Source organism: Streptomyces sp. GQFP (assembly GCF_021545335.1).
In the GTDB taxonomy this organism is placed as follows: domain Bacteria; phylum Actinomycetota; class Actinomycetes; order Streptomycetales; family Streptomycetaceae; genus Streptomyces.
The window spans coordinates 7,333,452-7,351,077 of sequence record NZ_CP089312.1; the positions used below are offsets into that span (position 1 = coordinate 7,333,452).

Sequence of the window (17,626 nt, forward strand, 5' to 3'; positions counted from 1 at the left end):
AGAGATGACGACCGATGCGTGCGGCGAGTTCCTCGCCGCGGTGGACCAACTGCACGACGACGGCGGCACCGTGCGCCTGACCGCCCACACCTCCAGCGTCTCCGCAGACGCCTGGAGCGCCCCGGCCACCGGCGCCGAATCGGCGCCGGCCGCCACCCCGGAGGCGGACAGCGCCAGCTGATCGGGCAGGGCCCATCCGGCCTGTCCCACATCTCAGACCCGGTGCCGGCGCCCCACGGCCCGGCACCGGGGCCCGCTGCCAAGGAGCCTCCCGACATGAACGACATCGCCGCCGCCCTCGACCTGGACGCCATCACCACCCACCGCCGCGAACGCACCGCCGCCGCGCTGACCCTGCTCCACCCCGGTTCCGTCACACCGCCGGACGACGAGGCGCTGCCCCTGGCCTACGCACTGGCACACCACCGGCTCGAAGGTGCCGAGAACGCCGCCCGCCACCGCGACACAACCACCCTCGACTGGTACCGCAACACGGCCGGGCCCACCCTGGCCCGCCTGGCCCACTCCTCCCGCCTCGGCCCGCGCATCGTGATCGCCCCGAACAAGGACGAGATGATCCACGGCCCGCACTCCGACACCCCGTACTACGTCCTCGGCCCCGACACGACCAGCGCCGCCGAGTCCCTGGCCGTACTGACCGACGATGCCTTCGGCCACGTCACTGTCACCGGCCTCGAGGCTCTCGTCGCAGCGCACGCCGCCGTCATCTGCCTTACCGGCCGACGCCGCCCCGACCAGACCCTGCGCAGCTTCGCCATCACCCGGCTCCCGGCGACCGTCTTCACCGACCACACCGGAGACGCTACGGTGCTGGGCCGCGATCTCGTCCACGAAGCCGCCCACAACTGGCTCAACGACGCCCTCGCCGCGCTCCACATCACCATCCCCGACGACGAGACGTACTTCTCCCCGTGGCGCGGCACCCAGCGGCCCGCGTACGGGTTCCTCCACGCCTGCTTCGCCTTCCCCCTCACGATGATCTACGCCACCCGGGCCCGGCCCGGCGCCACCGGGGCCGCAACCGCCGTCCTCGTCGACCACGAACGCCAACAGCGGCCCCATCTGGCCGCCGCCCAGGAGGACTTCACCCGCGCCGTGAAGCTGATTCCCGACCCCGGGCTGCGTGAACGGCTCGACACCGTCTTCCAGCACGCCCGCACACTCTGAACCACCCGCAGACCGCAGGGACTTCAAGAATCCGCCGGCCCAGAACACACTCAGCCGCCACTGTCCAGGCCGGCAGCTTCACACACCACATCGGGAGCCCGACGTTGGAAAACTTCTTCACCCCCACGAAGATCTGGAAGGACGGAGGCCCCTTCCCACACGTCCTCGTGCTCCTCGGTGAATACCCCGAGTTCCGCGAGTACGCCCGCGCCCACCATGACCTGCTATCCGAGTACAGCGAGCAGCTCGGCGTGATCCCCGAGCAGTGGCTGCACTCCACGGTCCAGGGCATCCACCACGCCCTCGACGCCAAGCAGATGGCTCAGTTCCGCAGCGCCCTGCACGACGAACTCGCCGGTATGCAGCCGTTCCAGGTCCAGCTCGGACCGGTATGGCCCGGCATCACCGCCGTGACGGTCGCGGTCTACCCGGAGGACGGGATGGCCGCACTCAACTATCGGGTCCGGACCGCGGCCGAGAAGGTGCCGGGTATCTCTCTGCGAGGAAAGGAAGCCAGATTCTGGGCTCACGCATCCTTGACCTATGCCCGTGCGGACTTCTCCAGCCGGGACCTGAACCGGGCACTGCGGGCGCTACGGCCCCCACGCGTGAACATCACGATCGACCGCGTCCACTTCGTCAACCAATACCAGCACCCTGACCGTGGCTACTACACCTGGGACGTTGTCGAAGAGGTCCAGCTCGGCTAAGCACTCGGGGTGTCCGTAGTCCGGGAGCCGGCACGGATGACGGACCGGGCGGCGACGTCAGCGGCGTATCCCATCCAGTCACCGCCGCTCGCGCGCTGCCAGGCGACGGCCACGCTGCACCAGCGGTTCGACGGCTCACAGGACTTGGCCGCCCGGAGCTCCGCGACTCCGGTCGCGTCAGTGGCAACCTGCGCAGGCCCAGGCGCTATCACCGCGGGCTGCTGCAGAGCATGTATCTCTCGGCGACGGTCAGCATCACAACCTGTCCCGCCTCCAAGAACTACTGCCAACGCAAGCGCAGCGAGGGGAAAGGGCACAAGCAGGCCCCGCTTGAGCTCGCGCGCCGACGCCTCAACGTCCTGTGGGCGATGGTCACGCCCTTTTCGCCGGGAACTCCATTCCGAGGGCCACCAGCTGCTGATGCCGCTCCGGCTTGAGTTTGCCGCGCCGGTACTTCTGGACGCAGGTGTTCATCCAGCTGCGTGGGCGAAGGAGGATCGGCTTCTCGATGATGTAGCTGCCCGGGATGTTCAGGTGCCCGTGCCGGGACTTGAACTCGGCGACTGCTTTGATGTGCAGGTCCCAGCGGTACTGCAGCGAGTCCCAGATAAAACCTATGCGGTCGAGTGCCTTGTGCTGCTCGGGAGTCAGGCGGTCCGGGTGGGAGCGGAAGCTGGAGACCTGCTGACCGATGTTCCGACCGCGCAGGGCATACGTCTGGGGTATGTCGAGGTGGCCGTTCCAGATCATGAACTCGCGGCAATCTGAGACGAATTGATTCCAGACGTACTCTGCCCTGTCCCAGATGAATCCCTCCGCGTTGAGCGCCTTGACCTTGGCCTCTGGAACTTGGCCGTTGCTGTAGGAAGTGCGCAGAGTGGCGCATATATTGCCGAGCGTGTAATCGCGGTCTCCCCTCTTGGCTGTGTAGGTCTTCGGGACGTCCAGGTGGCCATAGTCCTTCTTGAATTCCCTCAACTCGTGGATCAGTTCCTGCAGTTTCTGTTCGGGAACTGACCACGTCATCCCGACGGCCTCCCACTCCTCGATCTGGGAAGGAGAGAGCTTTCCCAGCTGGTGCAGTTTGCGCAGGTAGGCGACCCAACGGCCCAGGCCCAGTCCGGTGGAAGTGCGGTAGTCGTCCTGGACACGGAGGTCGCCGTGTTCGCCCCGGTAGATTTCGGCGGCCTGGAGGTATTCGGGCCAGACGGTGGTGGCCGCGCGTACGGTGCGCACGGTGATGGCGTCTGCGAAGTCCGGAGGGACGGGAATACCGGTGACGGAGAGCCAGTCGGGCAGCTTGCTCTCGGTGCCGGCACCGAGGCGGACCCTTCCCTCAGCGGTGGGGGTGGCCAGGGACCGTCGGGCGGTTTCGAGCTGCCGCTGCAGCGTCTCGTCGTGCGAGGCGAGGGCCCGGACCGTCTGCCAGACCGGGCCGAACGGGGTGGAACTCAGCGCGGATTCGGGGTCCTGGTCCTCCTGGAGGAAGACCGGCACCACGATGGTCGCTGTCTTGGGTTGACTGCGGTCGCTGAGCCGCATGGCCCGACCGGTCCCCTGGATGGTTTCGATCGTGCTGCGCGGGCTGAGGAAGCAGACGGCGTCCACGGCGGGGACGTCGACTCCTTCAGACAGAACGCGGGCGTTGGAGACGACGACCAGGCCGTCTTCCTGCCCGGCGAGCCTGTCCAGCGCCCTTCGCCGCTCCGCGGTTGTTTGGCGGCCGTGGACGTGCTCGGCCGCCAAAGCCGTAGGGCGCTGGTCGGGGGGCAGAAGGGCGTGGGCGTGGGGCAGGGTCGTGGCGAACCATTTCGCCTCGGCGATGGTGCCGTGATAGGTGATCATGCGGCGGATGCCGTGTTCGTGGGCGGCGCGCAGCACAGCGAGTTGCTTGGCAAGCATGGGGGCCGCTACGGCGGTCCTGCCGATGCGCAGGAAGGCGTCGTCCCGGCCGAGCAGTTGATGGGCCTCGATGCTGGTGACGACGGGGACCACAAGGCGGTAGCGGGCCAGCAGGCCGAGGTCGATGGCGGTCGCGAAGGGCAGCCGGTAGGCGACCGGACCGTACAGGCGCTCGTCCGCCATGCTGATGACGTCGTCGCCCTCGTTGTCGAGGATCCGGGGAGTGGCGGTGAGATACAGGCGGCGGCGCGCCGTGATGATGTGGTCGTAGTGGATGGCCGCCCAGGCTTTTCCTGCGGTGCCTGCGGTGCGGTGGGCTTCGTCGATCACGGCGATGGCTGGCGGAGCCATGCGGTACCGAGCCTGGGCCTGGGCCAGGATGTGGAGACTGGCGTAGGTACACGCGACGGTGACTGCACCAGGGCCTGCGGCGAGATCTGCTAACTGGGCAGCGTCGTTGGCGACTTGCGTGTCGGTGCCAGCGAGTTCGCCTTGCAATCCGGTGCGTTGGGCGGAGAGGACCTCGCTGTCCGAGCAGACCGCGATGACGCGCCCCAGCCGGTGCCGACCGAGTTGACGTGCCCATTCCGTCATCGTCTGCCGGACCAGTTCCAGGGTGGGAACGACCACCAGGCGGCGTTGGGAACCGGCATCGGCGACCCGGCCCGCGACTTCCGCGCCTACCCGTGTCTTGCCTGTCCCGCACGCCATCACGGCGGTGACCCGGCTGGAGTCGATCAGGCTTTTGGAGAGGGTTTCCACTGCTTCCTGCTGGTGTGCGAACAGCGGTGTAGGGGTCTTGAGCGGGTCCACTATCGGTCGTTTCCTCGGTTGTGTGGGAGACGGGTCGGAAGAGGCTCGTTCAGCGGTGAAGGGCGCCGCCCGCCACCGGGGCTGCGTCCATCGAGCGCCGGACGAGGGTTTGGGCCCGGAGGAGCCCGATTTCGTGCCGCGGGCGGCCGGGTTACGCGGCGGTGGTGAGGATGCCGTGCACACAGGAGAGGTCGAAGGTGGCGATGACGAGGGCGTGGTCGGTCACCCGTCGGACGTCCTCGCTGTCGATGACCTCGACGCGCCGGAGGGCCGGCGCCCAGTCGGGCGTGGCGACTAGCCAGTCGATGCGTTGCGGCGGTCCCTGGTCCGTGCGCTTGAGGCTGGCGGTGGGGGCCAGGGCTCCGGGCTGCCGGAGAACGGTGCCGGCGTGGTGAGCGAGGTCGGTGAAGACTGCCTTCGGGCCGCCGGTGAGGATCTCGCTCGGGCGGGTGTCGCTTACGCGTACACCGTTTCGCTCGATGGTGCGGTGCTGGAAGTGGACGGGGTCCTCGACCTCCGCCCAGACCAGCGGTTTGCTGACCTCGTCGGCGGTGCGATGGGGGTAGCTGTTGCCGTCCATGCCCATCAGTGCGGTGCGTCCGTGGTCGGCCAGGGTGGTGAGTCGACGGGCCTCGGTGGCGCGCAGGTCGGGATCGAAGTGGCACAGGTGGCCGGATGCCAGATGAAGTGTCCTGGGGCAGCCCTTGAGGCGCACCTGAACGTGGCAGATCGCCTTCCACGGCAGATCGTGATCGGTTTGGGCGACGATCTCGAACAGATGCGGATCGACCATCACACCGGTCGGATTGCGGCTGCGGCCTTCGCGTGGGGCGACCATGAACGGGAACAGGCCGCCGAGCGCGGTCGCCTCCTCGTACAGGGCGCGTTTGCCGTGGTCCCAGGCCCCGGTGAGTTCCTGGCGGAAGACGATGTGCGGCTTGTAGGAGGCGAGGATGCGGTGCGCCAGACGACGCATCGGGCCACTGCCTCCATTGTGATCAAGGTTCCAGCAGGCAACACGCAGTTCAGTGCAGTCGCAGGTCAACAGGTCTCCTTCATATGGTTTGAGCAGGGTGTGCGCAGGGCGCGCAGATCGACGCGTCGCGTGTTGAAGCCGCTAGGCGGCTGGCGGGGTCGGCGCGTCAGGCCGCGAGGCCGAAGCGGGCGCGGTAGATCTCGACAACGGCGTCGAGGTCGTACGTCACGATCACGGTGTGGTGATCGGACAGGCCCTTCATATCGACGACCTCGACACGCACAACGGCGGGCAGCAGGAAGTCGGTGCTGAAGACGCGGTCGACCCGGTGGGCCGGCCCGTGGCTCGCCGAGGCGTCCACGGTGGGCGCGACGGCGGCCAGACCGGGACCGCCGGGCAGGAGGGCGTTGTGGCGGGCGGCGTCCTCCAGATGGGCGGTCAGCAGGGTCCGGTCCGGGCGGGAGTCCATCACCCGATGTCCGGGCGACGTCTCGTAGCTGCGGTGCGCCCGGTGCTGCGGATCCTTGATCTCCGCGAGGGTGGGGATGGGCAGCTCTCCGGGAACGAGGCGGTCGGGCTCGACGTAGCTGTTGCAGTCCATGCCGACGGCGAGGACCGGCAGTTTCCGTTCCACCTCGCCGTCTGGAGTGGGGTAGATCTCGACCTTGTCGGCGAACCGGGTGACGTCGTCGGCCTGGATCGACCTGAGTGCTGGGGAGTTGTAGGACAGGTGTACACAGGCCGCCACCAGGTCGATGTCGTCGGTGCCGCGCACCCGGAGGGTCATCGCGGTGGGCGGCATCAGCCAGTTCGGCCAGTCGGTGTCCCACAGCATGACCTGTTCGAAGACCTCCGGGTCGTAGTAGAGCGCGGTGGCCGACTTGGGGCCCAGGTCCCCTTCAAGGCCCCCGAGGATGCGCTTGGAGGCGTTGAACAGCTTGTTGCCGCTTCCTTGGGGGGCGTGACCGGGGTTCTCCTGCCTGCACAGGATCGTCGGGCGTAGCTGCGCCAGCCGCTGGTGCATGGCGAGCCACTTCTTGTAGTCGCCGCCGCCGTTGCGTTCGAAGTTGCAGCTGACGACGGTGATGTGCCGAGGCATGGTCGTGGCCTTCCTTGGAGGTGCTGGCGGGGTGCGGAGCCGGGGTCGATTAGGGCGGTGCGGGCCATGACGGTCCTTGCCGCCATCAGTCGGCGATGGGAGTGGCAGGAGCGGCCTTTGGCGCGGTGCGGCATGCGGTCGGGGTCGACGTAGCTGTCGCAGTCCATGCCGACGGCGAGGACCGGCAGCGTCCGTCCCACCCATCCGTCGGGGGCCCGGCAGATCCCGACCTTGTCGGCGAACCGGGTGACGTCGTCGGCCTGGGCCGACCTGAGCGGTGGGGAGTCGTAGGACAGGTGTGCACAGGCCGCCACCAGGCCGATGTTGGCGGTGCCGCGCACCCGGAGGGCCATCGCGGTGGGCGGTGTCAGCCAGTTCGGCCAGTCGGTGTCCCACAGCGTGACCTGTTCGAAGACCTCCGGGTCGTCATGGAGCGCGGTGCACGGCTTCGGGCGGAGGACCTGCGGTTGGCTGGGTTCAGGGAAAGGGTCCCGCGGTGTCGGGCCGGCTGGTGACGGTCTGGCCCGCCTGCCAGGAGGGGAAGGTGGGCAGGATGTCACCGGTTGCGTCCTGGTAGGCGGTGTCCACCAGGGTGTGGAAGCGGTGGGCGTACCCCTCGCCGACCGCCTGGGCACGTGAGTCCCGTACGCCGGTCCACCACTTCTGGCCGCCGGGGGTGGCGAACAGGGCGAGTGCCGCGCCGTGGACGCCGTCCGCGGAGAGAACACCGACGCGGAACATTGCCTCCCAGGCCGAGACCCACGCGTTGCGGTGGAGGTGGAGGCGTCGTTCGGCCGGCTCCAGTGGGTCGAGGCTTCCCCAGATGGCGCGGAGGCCGGGGCGTTCGACCTGTGCGGCGAGGAGGCGCTGGTGGAGGTGTGCGGCTTCCAGGACGGTTCGGTCGCGGTGGCGGCGGTGGGTGAGGACCATGTGGGTGATGGCGGTGCCGGCGAGGGCGACCAGTGCGGCGCTCGTCAAACGGCTGCTGCGCATAAGGGAGTTGGTTTCCTTCCTGGTGGTGGAGATCAGGCGGGTACAGGGCTGTTCACGAGGCGGGAGAGGTGGTGGTGGACGGTGGCTCCGGTGAGGGCGAGGCGGTGCAGTTGGGCGAAGGCCGCCTTGTAGCGGAAGGTCTGGGCGTGTTGTTCGAGAACGATGGGCACGGTGGTGAGGGGCAGGACGACGTCGTGGTCGTCGAGGATCGCGAAGGGTTCCAGGGGGAGTTCGGCCGGTGTGCGGGCGGCGCTGAGGGGAATTAGCCCGAGCGACAGGTCCGTGCCGGGGGTCAGGAGTGCCATCAGGTGGGTGATCTGGGCGGACATGACATCGGGCGAGCCGACCTGGTGATGGAGGGCTCCCTCTTCGAGGAGGACTGTCGCCTTCACGCCGCCCGGCAGGTCGGCTTCGTCGTGGCCGCCTTCGCGGGCCCACGGACAGCTGCGGACCGCTTCCCGGTATCCACAGACCTGTAAGGGGCCGGGGACGAGGGTGGAGGCGTAGATCTGGATGTGGCGTGCTGTCTGCCAGGACGCGCTCGGTGTGGTGGGCGGGCGCCGGACCCGGCGCGGTCTGGTCGGAGGTGGGGCCGGGGCGGGCGGCTCAGCGCGGGGCGCCGTGGACTGTCCTCTCGTGACCCGGACGACCTGGTCGGCGTCGGTGCGTGGGGAGGCGTTGGTGCCGACGATGTCTTCGGTCTCAGGGCGCCGTGGGTAAGGGAGTTGGTTCGCGCCGCTCATGTACCCCGCGTCGGCACCGGTCGCGACAGCTGCGGTGGAGGCAGCCGGGTCTCGGTAGCGCCGTTCGCGGTGTGCGCCGGTTTCGCCGTCGCCAGAGGGCGGAATCGGTGTTGACGAACGGGGCTGGTCACGAGCTGTGCCAGGCGATGGGGGACACATTTCGGGCCGTGGACCGAGGGCGGGGAGCGTAGGTGCGGCGGGGCGGGTGATCTTATCCGGACCGGGGTGGGGGTGGACGGGCACGGGGCGCAGTGGCGGGGCAGGTTTGGGGATCGGGCGATGTGTGTCCAGCCGCGCGGGCCGGGTGTGTGCAGGGGGAGGCTGTTTTTCCGCCGGAGGCTGGGGGATGCCGAGGCGGGCGCGGGCGGCGTTGTACACGTCCTGTTGGTCGCGCGGGCGTACGGCGACGACGTGGATTTCGGCACGGTGTGTGAGGTTCGCGGGTGTCGGGCGCTGAATGTAGACGGTGCGCCACGCCTGCCGGTGATCGACGTACAGCTTGCGGTAGCCCGTGAGTTCACCGGTGAGGCCGATGCCGAACAGGCGGGCGTTGACGACGTCCTGGAGCTGGGCGAGGGCGAGGTCGCGGATGTCCCCTGGGGCCTGGAGCAGGTCTGTCAGGGCACGGGGGTCGAAGGAGAGGCTGAAGGCAGGGCGGCTCTCCGGGCGGCCGGTCATACGAGGGCCTGAATCGGACGGCGGACAGAGCGGCGGATCAGCTGGGACCGGCGGTGGGCCATGACCCGGCCGGCGGCTCTCTGGGCGGCCAGGATCCGGCGATCACCCGGGATGACGAACCGCGGTTCCTCGCCCCGCATGCTTTCTTCGGGCGCGGGGTGCTCGCCGGCGGGTGACGTGCCCGTACGGATCGTCATCGCGGCCCGGCTCCGGCCAGGGCCGGGGCGTGGTCCGTGAGCCGCTGAGGAGGAGGCTGGTGTAGGGAGGCTGGGCCGTACATACATGGTGCGGGCCGATCGTGTTGCGGCCAAGTCGTCCCACTTGTCGATGAGTTGCGGATGGTGGGGGAGCTGGGCGTGTGCGGCGGGCGGGCTCGTCATGGCCCGCCCGTTTCCGCTCCGAATTCGTCGAGGGCGTCGTCGAGGTCGTCAAGGTGTTCCAGCAGACGCCGGATGGTGGTCTGGCGCTCGCTCCACTCCCGCTGCTGGATGGCCTGCTCCAGCTCGCACTGGTTGTACGCGGCGGTCGGGGCACCCTCGAAGTCGAAGAGCAGGTCCAGCAGGGCGATTCGGGCGCACGCCTGTAAGTCGGGAAGGGGGAGGGCGGGGTTGGCGAGGTGGTATGCGTCGAGCAGGGTCAGCGCGCAGGCGATCCAGTCGGGACTGGTGGAGACGGTGCGCGGGTCGAATGCCACGCGCGCCAGTTCCCAGGCGGTGGCGCCCCGGGCGCCTCGGAAGCCGATGATGCCGGTGACCTGGTCGGCGAGGACCAGTTGGCTGGTGCGTCCCGCGTCGGCGTGCAGTGCCTGTTCCACCAGGGCGTCGGGTAACTGCCGGCGGAGCCGCAGGACGTGGCGGTCGAGGTCATCGCGGCGCTGGTCGAGGTCGGCGTGCAGTTGTCCGTCGTGTGTCCACTGGTGGCGGACGGCGTTGCTCAGCACGGTGGCGCACTGGGCGTGCGCGTTTTCGGTTGGTTCGGTGCGCCAGGGGCTGGGCTGGACGTGTTCGGGCGGCGGGTAGGCGGTCAGGACCCGGTGCATGCGCCCGAGTACGGTTCCGGTGTGCTCGGCGAGGGGGCGCGTCATCGCCGAGGTGGACACGCGGCCGGGTGCTTCGTCGGTCACGCTCCAGGCGCTGCCCCGCGCGACCGTCATGAGGCAGTTGTCCTTGTCGGGCCGTACGAGGGGGACGGGAAGCCCCGCGGCCCGGCAGTGCTGGGATGTGTCGAGCGCGACGCGTGCGGGGTCCCGGCCGGTGGTGGAGTGATACTCCTTGACGAACAGCCGCTTTCCCTCGTCGGTGACGACGTGCCGGTTGGCCCCTTTCCTGCTCAACTTGGTGATCTGCATTGATACGACGGTGAGTCCGTACTGCTCTTCCAAGACGTCAGCCGTCAGCCCACGACTCCATTCCGTGTTATCCATCCAGCTCACCCGTGCCCGTGCGAACAGGAACCAGCCGGTACGGGGCGCCTGCGGTCTGATCCGGACCGATGGCAACATGCTGGTGCTGCCGGGGCGGTGGAGTACGGGTCACATGTTCTGCCGACGGCACTCCTCTCCCCTGGCGCCGTCCCGCCCCGGCATGTACCGGGGTACAAAGGAGGTGACCGGTGGCCATCTTGGTGAGGGAGTCATCGAGCTGGCCGTGCGCCCAGCCGAGGGTGACCAGGTGCGGTGCATTGACGGCGCCGACGAACTTGCGCAGCGCCGTGACCCGCCGCAGGGCCTCGCCTCGGCTGGTGCGGACGCGCTGCGCATAGACCCTGGATGGTGCGCCGATGGCGAGCATGCGCCATGCCTCGATGTGCTGGTCCGAGAACTCCCCGGGGGCGGCGGCCCGTTCCGGGCACGGGAGTTGGTGGGTGGCGAAGGTGGCGTGGACGACGGCGGCCCGGCCGCTCGCGCCGAGCTTGCGCCCGCACAGGGTCACCTGCACGTTGACCGAGCCGATGGTGAGCGACAGTTCGGAGGCGATCGCGGTCGTGGCCGCGCCGTACGCGATCTTCCGCACGATCCGCAGCTGTAGAGGAGTCAGGGGCAGAAGCGTTGCGGGCGGGCGGGCAAGCCGGGTGCTCACGGGGGAAATCCTTTCGATGGACCGCGGCCGACGCCGGATGTGCTTCGACTCGCCGAAGAGGGTGGATCTGCGGCCGGTGCGGGCATGACCGACGTTCTCCTGTCTGCACCGCATCGCCGGGTGCAGCACGGCAGGCTGTCGGTGTATGGCCGACCACATGGAGTGATCGCCGTTGCCGCTGGGCTCGAAGTCGCAGGTGACGATCGTGATCCGACGCACTGTCATGGTCCTTGTGGCTTGACGGACATACCGGTCTGGGCCAGACCGCTGTCCGGCACTTTCGGGATCGAGGCGGCCGGACACGCCGGTTCGCGGCTGGCACGGAGGCGCGATTCGGCCCGTCTTGGCTCGGTCTCGGGGAACGACGGGAGGGTCAGGCGGCGCGGCGGCGGGAGGCGTGCTGTGCGGACCACTGATGCCGGGCGGGGGAGAGCAGGTCGTCGGCGATGTACTTGAGCTGGATGTCGTCCGGTCCTGCGGGGGCGTTGATGAGCTGGATGTCGCGCAGGATCCGCTCGCACGGGTTGCCGATCCGTGTGGCGTGACCGCCGTGCAGTTGCTTGGCGTCCTCGGCGGAGGCAACGCCGTGACGGTTGTTCACGAGCTTGGCGTTGTACAGCCATCGGTCGCACGGCTCCCCGTGGTCCAGGAGATAAGCGGCGTGATAGGCGGCGAGTTCGGCCTGCATCAGTCGGAAGGACATCTTCGCCAGGCGGCGGCGCACCATCTTCACGTCGGCCAAGTGGCCGTTGTAGCGCTCGCGTTCCTCCGAGACCCATGTGATGGTCACGTCCAGGGCCTGCTGGTGGATGCCCAGCGCGACGGCCGCGAGGTTGAGCCGGCCGTAGACCACCGATGCCATCAGAGCGACGTCCTGGCCGTCGCCGACCTCACCGATGATGTTGGCCTCCGGGACGCGGACGCCGTCGAGGCGGAGGCGGTCGACGGAGAATCCGTACAGACCGCTGGCGGGTTGGCGGACGATGTCGACGCCGTTCCTGTCGGCCTCCACCAGGACCGCGGTCAGGCCGCGTTTGGTGCCGCGCTCGCCTGTCCGGACCACGACGCAGTGGATGTCCGCGAGGTCGGCGTTGCCGATGAATTCCTTCGCACCGTCGATCACGAGGTCCCCGCCGTCGAGCCGGGCGGTGGTGTCCATGTCCAGCAGGTGACTGCCGTGGCGGGCCTCCGTGACGGCGATGCTCGGCCAGACGCTGCCGTCGGCGATGGCGGGCAGCCATCTTCGCCGCATTTCGGCGCTGCCGTACTCGATGACCGGCGCGGACCCGAGGATCGACGCCTGGAGGATGGCTCCGGCGGCCCCGCTGACGCGCGACACCTCCGTTACCGCGACGGTCTTTGCGAGGTGTCCTGCGTCCTTGCCGCCCCACTCCGAGCCGATGAGCAGGCCGAGCCACTGACCCAGGATCGGTCGCAGCTCACGGTCGGTGTGCGGGCCCCGGGATTCCATGTCCGGGACACGGGGGGCGATCTCGGTGTCCGCGATGCTCTTGACCTGTTCCCGGAGGCTGTGGTGATCGTCAGTCAGGTACGGGCTCGTGGCGGGCATCGTGAAACTCCCCTTCTGCCTGCGTGGCTGGCCACTGCGGTGCGGCCCTGGCGAAATGCGGCGGTGCTACGCGCTGGTACGCCGGTAGAAGTCGGCCATGAAGAGATCGCGCTGGTGATCGATGGTGTTCCATAGCGCGCGGCCTTCCGAGCGCTGTCGCGGCTCGGTGCCGACCCCGCAGATTGTGCCCAAGACGTGGTTGGTGCGCTCGTCGATGAGAGGGGCCCCTATGTATACGCGGACGCCGATCTCGTCGACGACCGGGTTGCCGGCGAAGTCGTCGTAGTCGAGGACGTCGGTCAGGACGAGTGAGCCTCGGCGCTGGACGACGTGCGGGCAGAAGCCGTGGGTCAGCGGCATGGAGCGGCCCACCACGGGCAGCTCGCCTCCGGTGGGGTTGGCCAGGCCGATGAAGAACTGCTCGCTGCCGACCCAGTTGAGCATGGCGTACGGGGTGCCGGCCGCGCGGGCGACCTGCTGGGCGAAGGCGTCGAACGCGCCCACGGGCGGAGCCGCAGGGTCGAAGTGGTCGGGCAGTTGGCTCTGCCAGTCAACGTCGTGACCGGTGGCAGTCAGGAGACCTGACGGAGCGTGGGGATTCACAGCGGTGCTCCTTGCAGAAGGTGGGCAGAGACATCCGAGAGGTTGAGCACGTGGTCGACGAGACGGCCCAGGACGTAAGCGGCATCCGCTCTCTTGCGGGCATCGCACAGCACGACCGGAACCGTGGCCGCCAGCGCCAGGGCTGCTGAGACTTCGGCGGGGTCGTAGTGGCTGGCGTCGTCGAACACGTTCACGGCGACCAGGAAGGGCAGACCGAGCCGCTCGAAGTAGTCGACCGCGGGAAAGCTTTCGTCGAGGCGGCGGGTGTCGACGAGGACAACCGCGGCGAGGGCTCCTCGCGTGAGCTCGTCCCACATGAACCAGAACCGGGTCTGCCCCGGTGTGCCGAACAGCATCAGGATGGTGTTCAGCTGCGGGAGCGTGATCCGGCCGAAATCCATGCCGACAGTGGTCGCCGTCTTGTCGAACAGCAGCGTGAGGTCGTCCACGCCCTCTGAGGCTGTGGTGATCACGGCCTCGGTACGCAGCGGGGTGATCTCGGAGACGGCGCCCACAAACGTGGTTTTGCCGACCCCGAACCCGCCGGCGACGACGATCTTGGTGGAGGTGGGCGTCGCACCGGCGAACAGGCGTGACAGCCCGGGATCAGAGCGTGTGGAGTGCATCGCGAAGGGCCTTCAGGAGAGCAACGTCGGGAAGGGCAGCGGAGTCCGTGGCGCTCATGGTGTTCAGTGCGCCGATGTCGATCAGTCGGGACATGAGGATCCTGGTGATCTGGAAGGGCAGCCCGATCAGGGCTCCGATCTCGGCGACGGCCAGGGGCCGTCCCCGGCACAACGCCACGGCCTGCTCGGCTTCCCGCGGCTGGCCGGGCGGCGGTTCTCCCTCGGCCCACAGCAGCGTCTGGATCTGCAGGTCGTGCGTGGGCCTGGTCTGGCCGCCGGTCAGGACGTAGTGGCTGGGGGCCTCGGTGTCCTCGACGGTCCAGGCCGGGCCGCCTGTGGCCGCCATCTCACTGGCCGTCACCGGAAGAGTCCCCACCCGCACGTGCTGGTGTGGCCAGCAGCTCGCCCATCCGGTTGATCAGGTCGACCATGGCGAAACCGACGGCGCCCTCGTCCGCTTTCGTGGTGGTCAGTACACCCAACACGCTCTGCACCTTGGCCGGATCACGTCCGGCGTTCACCGCCACCGCGGCCGGCGGGTATCCGGCGCTCATGATGAACAGGAGCCAGCTGCTCTTCCTGATGAGGACCTGTTCGACCGCGCCCTTGCCGTCGTCGATCCCGTGGGCGATGGAGTACATGCCGTTGATCACTGCGGCCAGACGGTCCGCCAGGGTGCCGTCCATCGCCGGTCCCGCGTGGGCCAGTCTCAGGCCGTCCTGCGAGGCGAGCAAGGCTCCGTTCACTTCGGGCAGCCCCGCCAGGTCCTTGAGAGCCTGGTCCAGGACCAGGACCTCTTCCGGCTGGACTGCCGTCGAGTCGGTGGTCATCGAATTCTCCGAATCTCCGTACGCTGTACGGTCGGTACCCAGGTACGAATCCGGGCACAAAGGATGTGGACGGGACGCGGCTGCAAGCGGCTAGCCCGCGCTCCCATCGGAGGGCCGTGCCGCGGGCCGGTTGGGCAGGCCGGCCCCGTGGGCCTGCTCCGCACGAAGCACGCCCTGGGCGAAGTTGCTGACGAAGGCCGGATCCGGCGGCACTGTCGGGGCCGGGGCGGCATCCGGCACAGCAGAAGCCTCGGGTTCACGGACGGTTGCCTGCGGTGTCCGCTGCGGCAACCTGGGTCGAGCGTCGTGCGGTGCGCCCTCCGAAGACATCGCCGCGGCTGCTGCCACAGCGAGGGGTTGTTGCGCCGGGGCACGCCGCCCAGCGCGGGAGGGCAATGCCGCCATCCCCGCCGGGACCTGGGCCGCAACCGGGACCTGGGCCGGGGGGCTGGGCCGGGGGCCTCCGGCCGGCTGGAGGACGGGGCGGGCCGCGAATTGCGCTGCCGGGCCCGGTGCGGCGCCACCGTGTGCGCCAGGTTGAGCCCCCGAGGGGGCCGCCGGTTTGTCCCGCCAGAGCAGGAGTTTGTTCGGCACCACCACGAGCGCCGTGGTGCCGTGCATGAGGTTCTTCTGCAGCTTCACCTGGATGCCGTACCGGCGGGCGAGTTTGGCCACCACGAGCAGGCCGGTCTGGCGCAGGGCGAGTTGCTCGGCCAGGTCCGAGTCCTGGGGATCGGCCAGCATCCGGTTACGGCGGTCGATCTCGCCCTCGGCCATGCCGATGCCGCGGTCCTCGATCTCTACGGCCAGACCCGCGGTGACCCGCGTCGCGCGCACGATGACCTGGCTGTCCGGCGGCGAACAGAGTGTCGCGTTCTCCTCCAGTTCGGCCAGCAAGTGGATCAGATCGGGTGCGGCGAAGCCCGGTATCTGCACATCCAGAGTGGATGTGTGCATGCGGACCCGGCGGTACTTCTCGATTTCCCCCGCCGCGCCGCGTAGCAGATCCACCAGCCCGGTTGGCTGGTTGAGCTGGCGTGCCTTCACACCGCCCAGAACCGCCAGCCGTCCCGCCGACCGCCGCATCCGCTTGAGGAGATTGTTGACCTCGAACACGCTGTACAGCACGTCCGGGTCCTGGACCTGCTTCGTCAGCTCAGACACGGTGCCCAACGCCCGTACGAGCAGCAGGGTCATGCCCCCGGCGAGGTAGACGAGCGCTTGTGTCAGTTCCGTCTGCCGCCCGTTCGCCACCGCCCGCCACGCTTCGGCGTGCAGCCGGAGCAGCGCGGCCTCGGTTTCGCTCCACGGGTTGCTGTCGGAGTTCCCCTGTGGCGTACCGAAGTCGGGAGGGGAAGGCCGCTCGCCCCGGTTGATCTGCTCCAGAGCATCGCTGATGCTCTTGCGTCCCTCGTTCACACCGGACTGGAAATGCCGCAGCCAGCCGTGTACGGAATCGCTGTCCTCGCTGCGCTGCTGGTGCAGCGCAGCCGCCATGCGAACCGCCAGCCAGTCCGCGCACATCAGCACGGCGAGACCAGTGGCTGCCACCACCGCTGCGATGATCCAGCCATCCCCAGGGACGCGGACCGTCGTACTGACGGCAGCCGCCGTGCACAAGATCGCCGAGACCAGGAGAGCGGGCACGAGCACCAGAAGCCGCAGCCGCAGGCGCAGTCCCCTCTCGGTGCGCAGCGGTTCGGCATCGCGCGCACGCCGTCGCTGGCCACGCCGGTGACCATGTGGGCGCGGGCATGACAGATCAGACATTGGCGACCTCGCGGAACGTGGTCCTGACAGGGAGGACGGAAAGGCCGGCCGGGACCGGGCGAGCAGCGCACCGGCACAAGGTGCGCAAACAGTGGCGGCCATGCCGGGACTCGGGTGGGCGTGGCCGCCGGGGCACGCGCACCGGACCGCGGCCGACGGGGGAGGCAGCGTACGGTCCGGGCGCACGGGGGTGCCCCGGCGGCCGGTCTATATGCGGACCCTGCTGACCGTCTCGGCCACGCTCGCCACAACACTGCTGATGGACGGTGCGAGCGAGATGTCGTGGAGATGGAAACCGAGGAGTACGGCTGCTGCGGCATGGCTGGCCTTGAGGCCGCCTTTGCTGATCAGCAGCCACACCACCACGGCCAGCACAAGGACCAAGGAGAGGGTGATGCTCACGAAAGCGAGTCTCTGCTGGGGGTATGTTCCCGAGAAACCGCACGTGGCCGATCAGTTGAGCGGCGATGACCGGCGAGTCCGCGGGAGTTGGGGCGCCTGCGCAACTGGTGGCCTCGATGATCCAGGCACGGCCGCGATAGGCCGTTACGCCGGCTAAGGCGGGAAACAGGGCGGGCACGGTGTCCTCCGGGTGCGCAGACTTGTCGTCTTAGCGTCTTGTCCGCGACGCCCGGGTGACCGTTTCCGGCCTGCGTTGATTTTACAGGTAAACCAGGGAAGTAATCGATGCTCTCAGGTCATAAGCCTGTGAAAAATACGTGGTGCACAAGGGTGTTGGCATCCAGATCAGGAAATACCGCTGCTCTGCATGCATCGGTGATGCGGGTCAACCGGGCTGAGAATCTCTCCATTGTTGTGACGGCATCGTCGGCTCAACTCCTGAGGGGCCAGTCGACGACGAGGCGGCTGTCGGGCTTGTCCATGACGAAGCGTGACTCGGAGGCTGTGAGTCGGTTGCGGGCGGCACCGACGGCCATGCGGAAAGTGGGTTCGGGCAAGTGGCGGCGACCTCGTCGGCAAGTTCGGCGGCGCGCGGGCCGTGGCCCCTGACGCCGATCTGCCAGAACGTGCCGTGCTCGTCCTCTT

19 protein-coding genes and 1 pseudogene are annotated in these 17,626 nt (G+C 68.7%); 4 read left to right on the forward strand and 16 right to left on the reverse strand.

Features of this window, described 5'->3' with window-relative positions; translation table 11 throughout:
* Positions 1-4 precede the first annotated feature (4 nt).
* From LUX31_RS33225 to LUX31_RS33240, 4 genes and pseudogenes are all read left to right on the forward strand, one after another.
* Positions 5-181, forward strand: a complete 177-nt coding sequence (locus LUX31_RS33225; RefSeq protein WP_235479005.1) for a hypothetical protein — start codon at positions 5-7, stop codon at positions 179-181.
* A gap of 95 nt (positions 182-276) precedes the next feature.
* The gene (locus tag LUX31_RS33230; protein ID WP_235479006.1) at positions 277-1,188 is read left to right on the forward strand and encodes an aKG-HExxH-type peptide beta-hydroxylase; all 912 of its coding nucleotides are present in this window, start codon (positions 277-279) and stop codon (positions 1,186-1,188) included.
* Between the two features lie 104 nt (positions 1,189-1,292).
* Complete coding sequence (locus tag LUX31_RS33235) at positions 1,293-1,898, forward strand: 2'-5' RNA ligase family protein (protein WP_235479007.1); 606 nt, start codon at positions 1,293-1,295, stop codon at positions 1,896-1,898.
* Between the two features lie 92 nt (positions 1,899-1,990).
* A pseudogene (locus LUX31_RS33240) lies at positions 1,991-2,335 on the forward strand (IS110 family transposase); the annotation flags it as partial.
* On the opposite strand, the gene LUX31_RS33245 reads toward LUX31_RS33240, so the two are convergent.
* The 16 genes from LUX31_RS33245 to LUX31_RS37585 all read right to left on the reverse strand — a co-directional run bounded on the left by LUX31_RS33245 (position 2,271) and on the right by LUX31_RS37585 (position 17,538).
* Positions 2,271-4,613 carry a DEAD/DEAH box helicase gene (locus tag LUX31_RS33245; protein WP_235479008.1) on the reverse strand — a complete coding sequence of 781 codons (2,343 nt, stop codon included), beginning with the start codon at positions 4,611-4,613 and terminating at the stop codon, positions 2,271-2,273. The pseudogene LUX31_RS33240 and the gene LUX31_RS33245 overlap by 65 nt on opposite strands.
* Positions 4,614-4,764: 151 nt before the next feature.
* Positions 4,765-5,658 carry an endonuclease/exonuclease/phosphatase family protein gene (locus LUX31_RS33250; protein WP_328285715.1) on the reverse strand — a complete coding sequence of 298 codons (894 nt, stop codon included), beginning with the start codon at positions 5,656-5,658 and terminating at the stop codon, positions 4,765-4,767.
* 97 nt (positions 5,659-5,755) lie between these two features.
* Positions 5,756-6,688, reverse strand: a complete 933-nt coding sequence (locus LUX31_RS33255; protein WP_235479010.1) for a hypothetical protein — start codon at positions 6,686-6,688, stop codon at positions 5,756-5,758.
* 477 nt (positions 6,689-7,165) lie between these two features.
* Positions 7,166-7,681 (reverse strand): DUF6082 family protein, encoded by a 516-nt coding sequence (locus LUX31_RS33260; protein WP_235479011.1) that lies wholly within the window; start codon positions 7,679-7,681, stop codon positions 7,166-7,168.
* A 32-nt stretch (positions 7,682-7,713) separates the two neighbouring features.
* The gene (locus LUX31_RS33265; protein WP_235479012.1) at positions 7,714-9,102 is read right to left on the reverse strand and encodes a Scr1 family TA system antitoxin-like transcriptional regulator; all 1,389 of its coding nucleotides are present in this window, start codon (positions 9,100-9,102) and stop codon (positions 7,714-7,716) included.
* Positions 9,099-9,299, reverse strand: coding sequence for a hypothetical protein (locus LUX31_RS33270; RefSeq protein ID WP_235479013.1), 201 nt, complete (start codon positions 9,297-9,299; stop codon positions 9,099-9,101). The genes LUX31_RS33265 and LUX31_RS33270 overlap by 4 nt, the downstream gene beginning before the upstream one ends.
* Before the next feature lie 179 nt (positions 9,300-9,478).
* Complete coding sequence (locus LUX31_RS33275) at positions 9,479-10,450, reverse strand: phosphotransferase enzyme family protein (RefSeq protein ID WP_235479014.1); 972 nt, start codon at positions 10,448-10,450, stop codon at positions 9,479-9,481.
* Positions 10,451-10,517: 67 nt separating this feature from the next.
* A complete protein-coding gene (locus tag LUX31_RS33280) occupies positions 10,518-11,405 on the reverse strand; it encodes a hypothetical protein (RefSeq protein ID WP_235479015.1) in 888 nt (295 codons plus the stop codon).
* A gap of 148 nt (positions 11,406-11,553) precedes the next feature.
* Entirely contained in the window at positions 11,554-12,750 is a 1,197-nt protein-coding gene (locus tag LUX31_RS33285) for an acyl-CoA dehydrogenase family protein (RefSeq protein WP_235479016.1), read from the reverse strand.
* A 66-nt stretch (positions 12,751-12,816) separates the two neighbouring features.
* The gene (locus LUX31_RS33290; RefSeq protein WP_235479017.1) at positions 12,817-13,353 is read right to left on the reverse strand and encodes a GAF domain-containing protein; all 537 of its coding nucleotides are present in this window, start codon (positions 13,351-13,353) and stop codon (positions 12,817-12,819) included.
* Positions 13,350-13,979, reverse strand: a complete 630-nt coding sequence (locus tag LUX31_RS33295; protein WP_235479018.1) for a GTP-binding protein — start codon at positions 13,977-13,979, stop codon at positions 13,350-13,352. The genes LUX31_RS33290 and LUX31_RS33295 overlap by 4 nt, the downstream gene beginning before the upstream one ends.
* Positions 13,960-14,340: a DUF742 domain-containing protein gene (locus tag LUX31_RS33300; protein ID WP_235479019.1), complete on the reverse strand. Its 381-nt coding sequence runs from the start codon at positions 14,338-14,340 to the stop codon at positions 13,960-13,962. The genes LUX31_RS33295 and LUX31_RS33300 overlap by 20 nt, the downstream gene beginning before the upstream one ends.
* Positions 14,327-14,809 (reverse strand): roadblock/LC7 domain-containing protein, encoded by a 483-nt coding sequence (locus LUX31_RS33305; RefSeq protein ID WP_235479020.1) that lies wholly within the window; start codon positions 14,807-14,809, stop codon positions 14,327-14,329. The genes LUX31_RS33300 and LUX31_RS33305 overlap by 14 nt, the downstream gene beginning before the upstream one ends.
* A 90-nt stretch (positions 14,810-14,899) precedes the next feature.
* On the reverse strand, positions 14,900-16,579 hold the full coding sequence (locus tag LUX31_RS33310) for a sensor histidine kinase (protein ID WP_235479021.1): 1,680 nt from the start codon (positions 16,577-16,579) through the stop codon (positions 14,900-14,902).
* A 207-nt stretch (positions 16,580-16,786) separates the two neighbouring features.
* Positions 16,787-16,981 carry a hypothetical protein gene (locus LUX31_RS33315; RefSeq protein WP_235479022.1) on the reverse strand — a complete coding sequence of 65 codons (195 nt, stop codon included), beginning with the start codon at positions 16,979-16,981 and terminating at the stop codon, positions 16,787-16,789.
* 431 nt (positions 16,982-17,412) lie between these two features.
* Positions 17,413-17,538, reverse strand: a complete 126-nt coding sequence (locus LUX31_RS37585) for a hypothetical protein (protein ID WP_268828233.1) — start codon at positions 17,536-17,538, stop codon at positions 17,413-17,415.
* Positions 17,539-17,626 lie beyond the last annotated feature (88 nt).